This window comes from Amycolatopsis bartoniae, from assembly GCF_014191255.1.
GTDB classification, from domain to species: Bacteria; Actinomycetota; Actinomycetes; order Mycobacteriales; family Pseudonocardiaceae; genus Amycolatopsis_E; species Amycolatopsis_E bartoniae.
The window spans coordinates 342,449-355,554 of the sequence record NZ_JACHWH010000001.1; the positions used below are offsets into that span (position 1 = coordinate 342,449).

13 protein-coding genes are annotated in these 13,106 nt (G+C 70.9%); 12 read left to right on the top strand and 1 reads right to left on the bottom strand.

The features are described 5' to 3' along the window. The first annotated feature begins 16 nt into the window (after positions 1-16). From FHX82_RS01735 to FHX82_RS01790, 12 genes are all read left to right on the top strand, one after another. Positions 17-1,471: a sigma-70 family RNA polymerase sigma factor gene (locus FHX82_RS01735; RefSeq protein WP_229880781.1), complete on the top strand. Its 1,455-nt coding sequence runs from the start codon at positions 17-19 to the stop codon at positions 1,469-1,471. 85 nt (positions 1,472-1,556) lie between these two features. Continuing rightward, positions 1,557-1,997: a DUF983 domain-containing protein gene (locus FHX82_RS01740; protein ID WP_145935005.1), complete on the top strand. Its 441-nt coding sequence runs from the start codon at positions 1,557-1,559 to the stop codon at positions 1,995-1,997. Positions 1,998-2,000: 3 nt separating this feature from the next. Further along, positions 2,001-2,852: an Fpg/Nei family DNA glycosylase gene (locus FHX82_RS01745; protein ID WP_145935004.1), complete on the top strand. Its 852-nt coding sequence runs from the start codon at positions 2,001-2,003 to the stop codon at positions 2,850-2,852. A gap of 165 nt (positions 2,853-3,017) precedes the next feature. Next, positions 3,018-4,292, top strand: a complete 1,275-nt coding sequence (locus FHX82_RS01750; protein ID WP_145935054.1) for a GAF domain-containing sensor histidine kinase — start codon at positions 3,018-3,020, stop codon at positions 4,290-4,292. Positions 4,293-4,301: 9 nt separating this feature from the next. Further along, on the top strand, positions 4,302-5,150 hold the full coding sequence (locus tag FHX82_RS01755; RefSeq protein WP_145935003.1) for a S49 family peptidase: 849 nt from the start codon (positions 4,302-4,304) through the stop codon (positions 5,148-5,150). Positions 5,151-5,211: 61 nt separating this feature from the next. Beyond that, positions 5,212-6,030 carry a LytR/AlgR family response regulator transcription factor gene (locus tag FHX82_RS01760; protein WP_145935002.1) on the top strand — a complete coding sequence of 273 codons (819 nt, stop codon included), beginning with the start codon at positions 5,212-5,214 and terminating at the stop codon, positions 6,028-6,030. Next, positions 6,027-6,539 carry a hypothetical protein gene (locus tag FHX82_RS01765; protein ID WP_145935001.1) on the top strand — a complete coding sequence of 171 codons (513 nt, stop codon included), beginning with the start codon at positions 6,027-6,029 and terminating at the stop codon, positions 6,537-6,539. Before FHX82_RS01760 ends, FHX82_RS01765 begins: the two co-directional genes overlap by 4 nt. A 121-nt stretch (positions 6,540-6,660) precedes the next feature. Further along, a complete protein-coding gene (locus tag FHX82_RS01770) occupies positions 6,661-8,442 on the top strand; it encodes a sodium/solute symporter (protein WP_145935000.1) in 1,782 nt (593 codons plus the stop codon). Between the two features lie 182 nt (positions 8,443-8,624). Continuing rightward, complete coding sequence (locus tag FHX82_RS01775; RefSeq protein ID WP_145934999.1) at positions 8,625-8,996, top strand: DUF485 domain-containing protein; 372 nt, start codon at positions 8,625-8,627, stop codon at positions 8,994-8,996. After that, entirely contained in the window at positions 8,993-10,609 is a 1,617-nt protein-coding gene (locus FHX82_RS01780; RefSeq protein ID WP_145934998.1) for a monocarboxylic acid transporter, read from the top strand. Before FHX82_RS01775 ends, FHX82_RS01780 begins: the two co-directional genes overlap by 4 nt. A gap of 40 nt (positions 10,610-10,649) precedes the next feature. Then, the gene (locus FHX82_RS01785) at positions 10,650-11,000 is read left to right on the top strand and encodes a rhodanese-like domain-containing protein (RefSeq protein WP_145934997.1); all 351 of its coding nucleotides are present in this window, start codon (positions 10,650-10,652) and stop codon (positions 10,998-11,000) included. Between the two features lie 3 nt (positions 11,001-11,003). Continuing rightward, positions 11,004-11,915 (top strand): DUF4328 domain-containing protein, encoded by a 912-nt coding sequence (locus FHX82_RS01790; RefSeq protein ID WP_229880783.1) that lies wholly within the window; start codon positions 11,004-11,006, stop codon positions 11,913-11,915. Here the strand turns inward: FHX82_RS01790 and FHX82_RS01795 are convergent. Continuing rightward, positions 11,907-13,061, bottom strand: coding sequence for a cytochrome P450 (locus tag FHX82_RS01795; protein ID WP_145934996.1), 1,155 nt, complete (start codon positions 13,059-13,061; stop codon positions 11,907-11,909). The two genes, FHX82_RS01790 and FHX82_RS01795, sit on opposite strands and share 9 nt — an antisense overlap. Positions 13,062-13,106 lie beyond the last annotated feature (45 nt).

Sequence of the window (13,106 nt, forward strand, 5' to 3'; positions counted from 1 at the left end):
GGAGGTGCCTGGCCGGATGACGGAGGAAGCGACGGTACCGGAGCAACGCACGGTATCGGCCGATGAGCAGGCTCTTCTGCGTCGGCTCCGGGCGGGCGAGGACCGCGCGTTCAGCGAGCTGTTCGAGCTCCATTCGGGAGCCGTGCGGCGCCTGGCGCGTGGGATCGCCAGCGACGCGTCGGAGGCGGAGGACATCACCGCCGAGACGTTCTTCCGGGTGCTGCAGGCCCTTCGCCGTGGGGCGGGGCCGCGGGACCACGTCCGCGCCTACCTGCTGACCGTGGCGCGCCGCGTGTCGTGGGAGTGGCACGGGGCCCGCCGGGACGTCCCGGTCACCGACGACGAGCTGACCGTGCGCGCGGGCGCCGGTGCGGACGCGCATGCCCGCACGGCGGAGCACTCGCTGATCGCGACTGCGTTCACGAGCCTGCCAGAGCGCTGGCGCACCGTCCTCTGGCAGACGGAGGTCGAGGGGGAGCAGCCCGCCGTGGTGGCCCCGCACTTCGGCCTGAGCGCGAACGCCACCGCGGCGCTCGCCCGCCGGGCGCGCCAGGGGTTGCGCGCGGCGTACCTGCAGGCGCACCTGGCGATGAACCGCACCTCGGACGTTGGTTGCCGGGGGGTGATCGAAAAACTGGGCGGGTACACCGCCGGCAGTGTCACCGGGTCCGAGGCGACCCGGATCCGTACGCACCTGCTGGGCTGTGCCTCGTGCCGGTCGATGCACGCCGAGCTGCGCGACGTCTGTTCCTCGCTGCGGGCGCACGCCGGTGTCCTGGCGCTGCTCGTGCCTTCGACGGCCGCGATCGCGGCGGCCGGTGCGGGCAGCGGGGCGCTGACGACCCTCAAGGGCCTGCTGCTGTCGAAGCTCAAGATCGGCGTCGCGCTGGCCTCGACGGCCGCCGCGGGTGTGGTCGGCGTCGCGGTCGGTCCCGCGCTGCTCGACGCGCACCACTCGCAGCCGATCGGCCTGCCGCAGAGCGGCGTGGAGCTGCGGATCGCGCCGACCCAGCCGTCGCTGCTCAGCTCGCCGCCGCAGGAGCCCGTTCCGCCGGGTGAGGCGACGCTGCAGCTGCCCGGCAAGCCGGCGACGGTGCAGCACCAGTCCACCGTGGACCGGCCCGTGAGCGGGGACGACCAGGCCGTGGTGCCGCCGCCGCAGACGGCTCCGGCCACGGCGAGCGGGGACTCGTCGAGCAGCTCCGGTTCGGTCGGGGCCAGGGACGACCTGGGCTCGACGGACACGTCGACCCAGAGCTCGAAGCCGGGCAAGGGCAACCACGGGGCGAACAACCCTCACCGCGGCGACGACGAGACCTACAGCTCCCGGTCCGACGACACCCCGGACAACGACGTGAAGATGACCGAGACCACCGACACGGCCAAGCCCCGGCACTCGACGTTCTTCTGGTGGCTGTGGGGCGGGTCGGCGCAAACGGACGAAACTTCCGCGCCCAGCAGTGGATCTTGAGCCGCGTCCCTCGCGCGGTGCACCCGGGCCGCGCTACCGTTGATCCGCTCAGGAACGACGGAGCGTGCCCGGGAGGCCACGAACGATGAACCGGCGGGTGCAGGGTACGGACGGCCGGGAGTGGATCGTCCGGGCGCAGATGGAGTGGCGCCGCCCCGCGACCGTGGAGGACTTCGAGCACGACGTCGCAGGCAGCCCCGCGTCCGGGGTCGCGATGTTGTCCGTCACCCTCCTGCTCGCGGTTATCCTGGTGGCCTGGCTACCCGACGGGGTCGTGGTTCCGGCGTGGGTGGTCTGGGGCCTGCTGCTGATCGCGCTGTTCTTCCCGCTGCGGTGGGTGCTGAACCGGCCGTGGGGGCTCGTGGCGGAGACCGACGGGGATCCGCTGGGCGAGCACCCGCCGGAGCGCTGGGTCGGCGTCGTCACCGGGATGTTCCGGGTGCGCGGCGAAGTCGCCAAGGTCGCCAGGACCATCCAGCGCGAAGGCCTGCCGGACTTCGACGGCCCCCTGCACCCGATGGAGTGACCGATGCCCGAGTTACCCGAGGTCGAGGCGCTCGCTTACCACCTGCGTGAGCACGCGGTCGGCCGCACGGTGACCCGGGTCGACGTGGCGTCGTTCGGCGTCCTCAAGACCGTGACTCCGCAGTGGACGGAGCTGCATGGCCGCACGGTCACCGGCGCCGGCCGCCACGGCAAGCACCTCGACCTCGACTGCGACGGCCTGCATCTCGTGGTCCACCTGGCCCGCGCGGGCTGGCTGCGCTGGTCGGACTCGTTGTCCCCGGTGCCGCCGAAACCCGGGCGCGGGCCGCTCGCGCTGCGGGTGCACCTGGGGGGCCCGGGGTTCGACCTCACCGAGGCGGGCACGAAGAAGGGCCTCGCGGTGTGGATCGTGCGGGATCCACAGGAGGTGCCGAGCATCGCGAGGCTGGGGCCGGACGCGCTGGAGCTGACCCGCGAGAAGCTCGGCGAGCTGCTCGCCGGCCGCACCGAGCGGCTCAAGAACGCCCTCACCGACCAGTCGCTGATCGCCGGGATCGGCAACGCGTACTCCGACGAGATCCTGCACGCCGCGAAGCTCTCCCCGTACGCGACGCCGGGCAAGCTCACCGAGGACACGCTGGACAGGCTGTACGAGGCGATGCAGCAGGTGCTCACCGACGCCGTCACGCGCTCGGTGGGGCAGGACGCGGCGCGGCTGAAGGGGGAGAAGCGCTCGGGCCTGCGGGTGCACGCGCGGGCCGGGTTGCCGTGCCCGGTGTGTGGCGACACGGTGCGGGAGATCTCGTTCGCGGACAAGGCGTTCCAGTACTGCCCGACGTGCCAGACCGGCGGGAAACCGCTCGCCGACCGGCGGATGTCGCGCCTGCTCAAGTAGCAGCGGGTGAGTGAGCTTTTCACCCGTTGAGCGTCTAATTGCGACACACGGTTGGTCGATTCGGCGGTTCCTGCGCGGCGGGTAAGGTCCCTCTTACCCCAGGGTGTTGATACCTACACAGAAAGTGGGCTGGAAGCCTTGCACCCGGTCGAGCGAGCGCAGAGCATTGACGCCGTGTCCGACTTGCCGATCGCGCAGATCCTCCCGTGGACGCTCGCGGGTGTGCTGCTGATCGTCGTGATCACGCTGGTCGTCCGCGCCCGCAAGCCGAGCAGCTTCGTCGACGACGCGGTGCTCGAAGCCGTCTACCACATGTCGAAGGCGGCGCCTGACCTGCGCGAGGGCTTCGACCAGGCGGCCGCCGACCGGATCACCTCCCAGCTGCTGGAGCTGCTCAAGTGCGTCGCGGTCGGGATCACCGACCCGGAGGGCACGCTCGTCTCGTGGGACGGCGAGGCCAACGACCACTACGTCGACCTCACCGGCCCGATCAGCATGGCGATCCGCAAGCACCGGCGCGAGGTCGTCTCCCACGACGACGTGCCGTGCGACCACCGCGGGACCTGCAAGATGCGGACCGCCGTGATCGTGCCGCTCATCGTGGACGGCGAGATCGAGGCGGTGCTGATCGTCGTCGGGCGCACGAAGGGCAAGCGCCTGGTGCAGATGGCCGACGCCGTCGCCCAGTTCGTGTGCACCCAGTTCGAGCTGGCCCGGCTCGACGAGTCGAAGCTGCAGCTGCAGCAGGCCGAGATCAAGGCGCTGCGGGCGCAGATCTCGCCGCACTTCATCTACAACGCGCTCAACACGATCTCCGCGCTGATCCGCACCGATCCGGAGGAGGCGCGCGAGCTGCTGCAGGAGTTCGCGGACTTCACCCGCTACTCGTTCCGCACCTCCGGCATGTTCACCACGCTCGCAGACGAGCTGCGCAACATCGACCGCTACCTGACCATCGAGCGCGCCCGCTTCGGCGGCAGGCTGGAGGTGCGGCTCAAGATCGCGCCCGAGGTGTTGTCGGTCGTGGTGCCGTTCCTGATCATCCAGCCGCTCGTGGAGAACGCCGTGCAGCACGGGCTGGCGAACAAGCCCAGCGGCGGCATGGTCACCGTGACCGCGCAGGACTACGGCACCGAGGCGCTGATCAGCGTCGAGGACGACGGCATCGGCATGGACCCGAACCGCCTCGCCGACCTGCGCAACTCGCACCGCACGGGCGCGCACGTGGGGCTCGGCAACATCAACGCCCGCATGCGGCAGCTGTTCGGCGACGAGTACGCGCTGATGGTCGAGACAGCGCCAGGGGCGGGCATGAAGGTGACGCTGCGGGTGCCGAAGTTCGCCCCCGGCGTGCGCACCGAGCTGCCGGACTACACCGCGAACGTGCCGCCGCAGACGAGCCGCAACGGGTCACCTGCACACGCGAGGAAAGGCACGTAACCTCTCGGCATGAGTGCGAGCGTCACCGACCTACTGACCAGCCGGATCCCGCGCATCGGCGACCGGGGTGACCGCACCGACGTGGTCGCGGTCGTCAAGCTGCACGGCGTCATCACGCCGACCCCGTCGCCGCTGGCGCGTGGCAGCATCAACCTTGCGGCCATCGAGTCGGCGCTGACCAGGGCGTTCGACCACGACCGGCTCAAGGCCGTCGCGCTGCTGATCAACTCGCCGGGCGGCGCGCCCACGCAGTCCGGGCTCGTCGCCGAGCGCATCCGGCAGCTCGCCGCCAAGAAGCCCGAGGTGCCGGTGCTGGCGTTCTGCGAGGACGTCGCCGCGTCGGGCGGGTACTGGCTGGCGTGCGCGGCCGACGAGATCTACGCGCACCGCACGTCGCTGGTCGGCTCCATCGGCGTGATCTCCGGCGGGTTCGGCTTCACCGGGCTGCTGGAGCGGTTCGGCATCGAGCGGCGGCTGCACACGGCGGGCGAGAACAAGTCCCGGCTCGACCCGTTCAGCCCGGAGAAGCCCGAGGACGTCGAGTGGCTGGGGAAGATGCACGCCCAGCTGCACGAGCTGTTCGTCGGCTGGGTCAAGGAGCGCCGCGGCGACCGGCTCGCGAGCGACGCCGACCTGTTCAACGGCGACGTGTGGCTTGGCGAGAAGGCCAAGGAGCTGGGCCTCGTCGACGGCCTCGGCAACCTGCGCGAGGTGGTCGAGGACCGCTTCCCGGACGCCGAGATCCGCGTCGCGGAGCCGAAGAAGCCGCTGCTCGCGCGGCTCGGCGTCGGTGCGCCCGCGGCGGCGTTGCTGGAAGCGGTCACACAGCGGGTTCTCTGGAGCCGCTACGGGTTGTAATGCGTTCGCCCGTGCGCGGTATGGACAGCAGGCCGATCACTGGGCAGGATGCGAACCACTTATGAGTGCGCACAACGAAACCCGGCGATTGGTCGTGCTCGCCGTGGACGACGAACCCCACGGGCTGAGCCTGCTCGTCGAGGGCCTGCAGTCGAACCCGCACATCGGGCGCGTGTTCGCCGCGGTCGACGCGGCGGAGGCCCTGCGGCTGCTGGCTTCCGACGACGAGGAGCTGCGCCGGCGCAAGGAGCGCGGCCTGCCCCCGATCGACGCGGTGTTCGCCGACCTGCAGATGCCCGGCCTGTCCGGGATGGAGATGGCCCGCGTGTTCTCGGCGCTCAACCCGGCGCCGGTGCTCGTCTTCGTGACCGGGCACGCGTCGGAGGCCGTGAACGCGTTCGACCTCGGCGCGGTGGACTACCTGCTCAAGCCGTGCAACCAGAGCCGCCTCGACCGGGCCGTGGACCGGGTGCTGGAGAAGCTGCGCACGGTCCCGGCCCCGAGCGGGGGGCAGCCGGGCGCGGCCGCCCCGGCCAAGCCGGACGACGACGAGGTGATCCCGGTCGAGCTGGCGGGCACCACGAAGCTCGTGCCGCGCTCCACCGTGCGGTGGGTCGAGGCGCAGGGCGACTACGCGCGGCTGTTCACCACGGACGGCAACAGCCACCTGGTGCGCATCCCGTTGACCCAGCTGGAGGAACGCTGGGAGAAAGCGGGTTTCGTGCGTATCCACCGGTCGTTCCTGGTGGCGCTCAACCTGATCACCGAGCTGCGCATGGGCCAGGGCGGCTACCAGGTGGTGATCGGCAACGACGAGAAGCTCCTGCCGGTGTCGCGACGGCACACGCGTGAGCTGAAGGACCGCTTGACCGGGCGATGAACGGCGAAGACTTCTACCGGCGGGTGGACGGGGTCCGGGTGCCGGACCCCACCCTCGGGAAGAACTACGCCCGGCACGAGCCCGCGACGGTCGAGCGGGTGCCCGCCGCCCCTGTCGAACCCCCGCCGGAACCGGAACAGCAGGCGAAACCGCCCAAGCGGCAACGGGTCGTGCTCGCCGACCCGCGTTCGCGGTCCACGCCGACGCTGCGGGCCCGGGTCGAGCTGGAGGAGCAGACCAGCTGGGGCACGCTGCTGGTGGACGACCTGGTGAAGCGGCAGCTGCGCGCCGGGCTGGCGCTCACCGCGCTGGTGGTGCTGCTGCTCGGCGGCCTGCCGCTCGCGTTCTACCTGGCCCCGGCCTTCGCGGGGGTCAGCGTCATCGGCGTGCCGCTGGCGTGGCTGTTGCTGGCGATCCTGCCGTTCCCGCTGCTCCTGCTGGCGGGCCTGGCGTACAACAGGCTCGCCGAGCGCCACGAACGCGACTTCGTCGACATGATCGAGAATTGAGAAGTGATCATGGCTTGCGTAGCGGTGCGGGTAGCGGAACCTGAGAAGGCCCCTCAGAACCCGCGGCGGTGCGAGCTGCCGCTGGGGGAACGAGCCGACCCGTGATGCCACACTGTCAGCCGTGCAGCTGAACGCGTGGGCGCTCACCGGCATCGTGCTGGTGGCCGCGATGACCTTCTACCTCGGTCATCGCTCGTCCCGGTTCGCCAGCTCCACCCACGACTTCCTGGTCGCGCGCCGGACCGTGCGCTCGCGCCGCAACGCCGCCGCGATCTCCGGTGAGTACCTGTCCGCCGCGTCGTTCCTCGGCGTCGCCGGGATCGTGCTCAAGGAGGGCGCCGACGGGCTGTGGTACCCGATCGGTTTCACCGCGGGCTACCTCGCGCTGATGCTGTTCGTCGCCGCGCCGTTGCGCCGGTCCGGCGCCTACACCCTGCCGGACTTCATCGAGGCGCGGCTCGGTTCGGTCGCGCTGCGCCGCTGCGCCACCGCGTTCGTCGTGGTGATCGGGATCCTGTACCTGGTGCCGCAGCTGCAGGGCGCCGGTCTCGCGCTGAGCATCGTGCTGCCCGTGCCGTGGTGGGTGGGCGCGCTCGCGGTGATGGTGCTCGTGCTGACGAACGTGCTCGCCGGCGGGATGCGCGCGATCACCGTGGTCCAGGCGTTCCAGTACTGGCTCAAGCTGTTCGCGCTGGCCGTGCCCGCCTTCGTGCTGTGCGCGGTCTTCGTGACCAGCGGTCACAACGGGCCGTCCGGCTCGCTCGGTTCCCCCGCGCCGCCGACGTTCCCGGCCGACACCACGGTGCGCGTCGAGACCAACGTGGGCCTGCGGGTCACCACGGTCACGCCGGTGCGGGTGCGCCTGCCCGGCGAGGCCGACGACCGGATCGTGGTCTGGGCCAAGGGCGCGACCGAGCAGGTCGCCGAGGGCACCGAGCTGCGCTTCGCCGCGGGCACGCCGGTGCCGGTGGTCTCGGACGCCGCGTCGGCCAACAGCGACTGGCTGCGGCCCGGCCGGGGCGGCGTGGCCGACCTGCTGCAGACGTACTCGCTGCTGCTGGCGACCTTCCTCGGCACGATGGGCCTGCCCCACGTGCTGGTCCGCTTCTACACCAACCCCGACGGCAAGGCCGCCCGCCGCACGGCGGTGCACGTGCTGCTGCTGCTCGGGTTGTTCTACCTGTTCCCGACGCTGCTCGGCGCGATGTCCCGGATGTACGTGCCACAGCTGCTGGTCACGGGGCAGACCGACGCGGCGGTGCTGCGGCTGCCGCAGGCCGTGCTGCCCGGCGTGGGCGGCGACATCCTCACCGGCGTGGTGATGGCGGGTGCGTTCGCCGCGTTCCTGTCCACCTCGTCGGGGCTGCTGGTGAGCGTCGCCGGTGTGGTCTCGACCGACCTGTTCAAGGGCCGGGTGCGGGACTTCCGCTGGTCCGCCGGGCTGGTCGGCATCCTGCCCGCTCTGCTCGCGCTGACCATGCGGGCCACGGACCTCTCGCTCAGCGTCGGCATGTCCTTCGCGCTCGCCGCGTCCACGTTCTCCCCGGTGCTCGTGCTGGGGATCTGGTGGCGCAGGCTCACCTGGCCCGGCGCGATGACGGGGATGATCGTCGGCGGCGGCCTCGTGGTGGCGGCGTTGGTGCTCAACACGATCAGCGGCTACACCGGCGGCTGGGCCCCGTGGCTCGCCGACCAGCCCGCGTTGATCACGGTGCCGGTGGCGTTCGCGGTCACTGTCCTGGTCAGCCTCGCCACCCCGGACGGCAAGCCCGCCGACGTCAACAACGTGATGCTCCGGCTGCACGCGCCCGACCCCCTGGGCTTCATGCGGGATCGCGCGGTCGCGCGCTTCGGACAGGTCGAGAACCGCCACCGTGCTGGCCGGGGACGGCACCGCAAGTAACCGTACGGGTGCAATCTGAAGTTCCAAAACGGACATCGTTGTCATAATGGGGCCGTAATTTAGCCCACAGTGAGTAATCTCATTCACTCGAAAGGATTAACAACTTATCTCCGCTTTACCGGCAAGATCTACCGCAGCCACCGACCGGGAGAGGGAGAAATCATGGAGAGTGAGGTTGTCCCGTGAGCACCACCGACCAGGGCCTGGAAGGCACGGGCCCGGGCAGCGACTGGAAACAGGTGCAGGAGAGTCCGGACTTCGTCCAACTGAAGCACCGGCTCCGCACCTTCGTCTTCCCGATGACGGTCCTCTTTCTGGCTTGGTACCTGCTCTACGTCCTGCTCGCTGACTACGCGCCGAAGTTCATGGCGACGAAGATCGCCGGGAACTTCAACGTCGGACTGCTGATCGGCCTGCTGCAGTTCGTGTCCACGTTCGTCATCACCGGGCTGTACGTCCGCTACGCCAACCGGAAGCTCGACCCGGTCTCGGACCGGATCCGCGGTGAGATCGAGGGCGAGCGGCTCGAGACGGTCGAAGGAGACGCCGAGTGAAGACACTGGCGGCGGGCGTCGAGGGCAGCAACCCGACGCTCAACATCATCATCTTCGCGATCTTCGTCGCGATCACCCTCGTCATCGTGTTCTGGGCCAGCCGCAACACGAAGACGGCGTCCGACTACTACGCCGCGGGCCGCGCCTTCACCGGTCCGCAGAACGGCATCGCGATCTCCGGCGACTACCTGTCGGCGGCGTCGTTCCTCGGCATCGCGGGCGCCATCGCGGTCAACGGCTACGACGGCTTCCTCTACTCGATCGGGTTCCTGGTCGCGTGGCTGGTCGCCCTGCTGCTGGTCGCGGAGCTGCTGCGCAACACCGGTAAGTTCACCATGGGCGACGTGCTGGCGTTCCGCATGAAACAGCGCCCGGTGCGCGCGGCGGCCGCGATCTCGACGTTGATCGTGTCGATCTTCTACCTGCTCGCGCAGATGACCGGTGCGGGCACACTGGTGAACCTGCTGCTCGGCGTCTCCGGTGACGTGGGCCAGGACATCGTGATCGCCGTCGTCGGCGTGATCATGGTGCTGTACGTGCTGATCGGCGGCATGAAGGGCACCACGTGGGTGCAGATCATCAAGGCCGCGCTGCTGATCATCGGTGCGCTCGCGATGACCCTGTGGGTGCTCGGCCGGTACGGCTTCAACTTCTCCAGCCTGCTGCAGCACGCGGTCGACAAGGCCGGCGGCGGCGCGAAGGGCGAGGCCCTGCTCGGCCCCGGCAAGCAGTACGGCAAGACCGGCACCTCGAAGCTGGACTTCCTGTCGCTGGGCATCGCGCTGGTGCTCGGCACGGCGGGCCTGCCGCACGTGCTGATGCGCTTCTACACGGTGCCGACCGCCAAGGACGCCAGGAAGTCCGTGGTGTGGGCGATCGTGCTGATCGGCGTGTTCTACCTGTTCACGCTGGTGCTCGGCTACGGCGCCGGCGCGCTGGTGGGCGCGGACAGGATCAGCAAGGCGCCCGGCACGACGAACTCGGCGGCCCCGCTGCTCGCGCTCGAACTGGGCGGCCCGGTGCTGCTCGGGTTCATCGCGGCGGTGGCGTTCGCGACGATCCTCGCCGTGGTCGCGGGCCTCACGATCACCGCGTCCGCGTCGTTCGCGCACGACGTGTACGCCAACGTGATCAAGAAGGGCAAGGTGGACAGCAAGAACGCGGAGGTGCGCGTCGCCAGGATCACCGCGCTGGTGATCGGCGCGATCGCGATCGTCGGCGGCATCCTCGCCAAGAGCCAGAACGTGGCGTTCCTCGTCGCGCTGGCCTTCGCGGTGGCGGCCTCGGCGAACCTGCCGACGCTGCTGTACTCGCTGTTCTGGAAGCGGTTCAACACCCGGGGCGCGCTGTTCAGCATCTACGGCGGCCTGGTCGTCACCATCGTGCTGATCGTCTTCTCGCCCGCGGTGTCCGGTGAGTCCACGTCGATGATCAAGCACGCGGACTTCCACTGGTTCCCGCTGTCCAACCCGGGCCTGGTGTCCATCCCGGTCTCGTTCTTCCTCGGCTGGCTCGGCACGGTCCTGTCGAAGGAGACGAACGACGCGAAGTACGCCGAGATGGAGGTGCGGGCGCTGACCGGTGCCCACGCCGAGAAGGCCACTGCGCACTAGCTCACGTGCGCCTGATGGAGGCGCGTGGGAAACTGGCCGCGTGAACCACCCTGGTCAGCCTCCCACCGCCTCCGTCTCCGAACTCCCCGCCGACGACGTCACGTTGCTCGACGTCCGGGAGGACGACGAGTGGGCCGCCGGGCACGCGCCCGGCGCGCTCCACATCCCGCTGGGCGAACTGCCCGCCCGTGTCGACGAGCTGGCGAAGCTGCCCGACGACAAGCCGATCTACGTGGTGTGCCGCAGCGGCGGCCGCTCCGCCCGCGCCACCGCCTGGCTCAACGCCAGCGGCTGGGACGCGGTGAACGTGGCCGGCGGCATGAAGTCCTGGCACGCCGAGGGCCGTCCCGTGGTCGGCGACCACGCGGACGTGCCGCCGGAGATCCTCTAGCCCGTGCAGTCCGGCCGTCACCACTTCCGCCCGCGTGTGCGGTGGGTCGCCTCCCCACCGCCCGGCGCGCTGCCGCCCCGCCGGGTCCGCCCGGTCGAGCGCTACGCCGGCCCGCCCGCGTACCCGGTGCCGCCGCGCTGGGGTTTTCCGAACCTGACGTGGCGTGAGCCGACGACGGTGCCCGGCACCCCGTCCGGCTACCCGCGTCCGGTGGAGCGCGTCCGGGTGCTGTCGCGCAACGCCGTCACGATCCTGTGGTTCCTCGTGGGCCTGGCGCTGGCCGGGGCGGCGTCGGAGTACTGGCGTTACGCGCTGCTGGTGATCAGCCGGAACTCGGCGCTGGACACCGACGTGGTCGCGATGTCGGACTCGCTGGAGATCATCGCGTCGCTGCTCACGGTCATGTTCGGGTTCCTCGGCATCGCGTCGGCGCTGTGGTGGCTGCTCGTCGCACGGCAGGCCGCGGCGGACGAGAACGGCCAGGAGCCGCCGAGGCCGACGCGCCAGGTCCTGCTCGGCACGCTCGTGCCGGGGCTGAACCTGGTGATGGCGGGCTCGATCCTCGCCGAGCTGGAGCACACCGTGCTGCGGCGGCCCGCCGACCAGCGCCCCAAGCCGTCGCGGCTGGTGCTCGCCTGGTGGGCGGCGTGGGTGCTGGACGCCGTGGTGATGGTGCTGGTGATCGTGTGGCGGTTCCGCGACGGCGTGCAGGCGCAGGCCGACGGGGTGTTCCTCACCGGGCTGCTCGACCTGTCGGCCGCGTTGCTGGCGGCGCTCACGGCGACGGCCGTGCACCGGCTCACCAGCCTGCTCGCGCCCGTCTCGCTGGAGAAGCTGCGGCTGCGCCGCGTGGTGGAGGTCAAGGGCGCGCCGGCGCCGGTGCTGCGGCCGGTGCGGGCGAACACCTCACGCTGACACCGGCAGCGTCCGCAGACCGCGGATGACGAACTCCGGCCGCCGCTGCGGCTCGGCCGTCAGGTGCAGCTCCGGCATCCGCCGCGTCAGCGCAGCCAGCGCGGCCGCGATCTCGATGCGGGCCAGCGGCGCGCCGACGCAGTAGTGGATGCCCGCGCCGAAGCCGAGATGCTGGTTGGGGGTGCGGCCGAGGTCGAGCGCGTCGGGGTCGTCGAACACCTTGGGATCCCGTGCGGCGGCGCCGAGCAACGCGGCGATCTTCTCGCCCTTGGCCACCCGGAAGCCCGCGATCTCGACGTCCTCGGTGGCCGTGCGCTCGAACAGCTGCAGCGGCGAGTCGTAGCGGATCAGCTCCTCGACGGCGGAGTCCAGCAGCGCGGGGTCCTCGCGCAGGCGCCGCCACTGGCCGGGGTTGCGCAGCAGGGCACAGACGCCGTTGCCGATGACGTTCACCGTCGCCTCGTGCCCGGCCATCAGCAGCAACACGGCGGTCGCCACCACTTCGTCGCCCGTGAGGTCGCTCTGCACGAGGTCACTCACGAGGTCCTCGCCCGGGTGGCGGCGGCGTTCCTCGACGATCTCCCGCAGGTAGTCGGAGAACTCCTGGGCGGCCTGCTCCGCCGCCCGCTGCCCCTCCGGCGGCAGGCCGTACTCGTACATCTTCACGATCGCGTTCGACCAGGGCACGAGCCGCGGCCGGTCGGCCTCGGGAACGGCCAGCAGCTCGGCGATCACCGCGACGGGCAGTGGCTGCGCGAGGTGTTCGAGCAGGTCACCCTCGCCGCGTTCGGCCAGCTCGGCGACCATCCCGCCGGCGAGCGCGGCGACGGTCGGCCGCAGCCGTTCGACGTGCCCGCGCCCGAAGGCCGACGAGATCGAGCGCCGCAGCCGCGTGTGCGCGGGCGGCTCGTTCTCCAGCAGCGAGTTGCGGTGCAGCAGGTTGAACGACACGAACTGCTCGGCGGGCTGGGCGTCGGTCCAGATCCGGCCGAGTGAACGGTGCCGCAGCACGGCGGACGCGGCGGCGTGGGACACCGCGACCGCCAGCCCCAGCCCCTCGTGCCGGTGCACGTCGCCGGTCTCCCGCAGGCGCGCGAACGCGGGGTACGGATCGGCGAGGAAGTCGGGGTCCCGTGGATCGAACACCCGCCGACCCTAACCCGATCGTGGCTTCGGTAGCGTCTGCGGCCG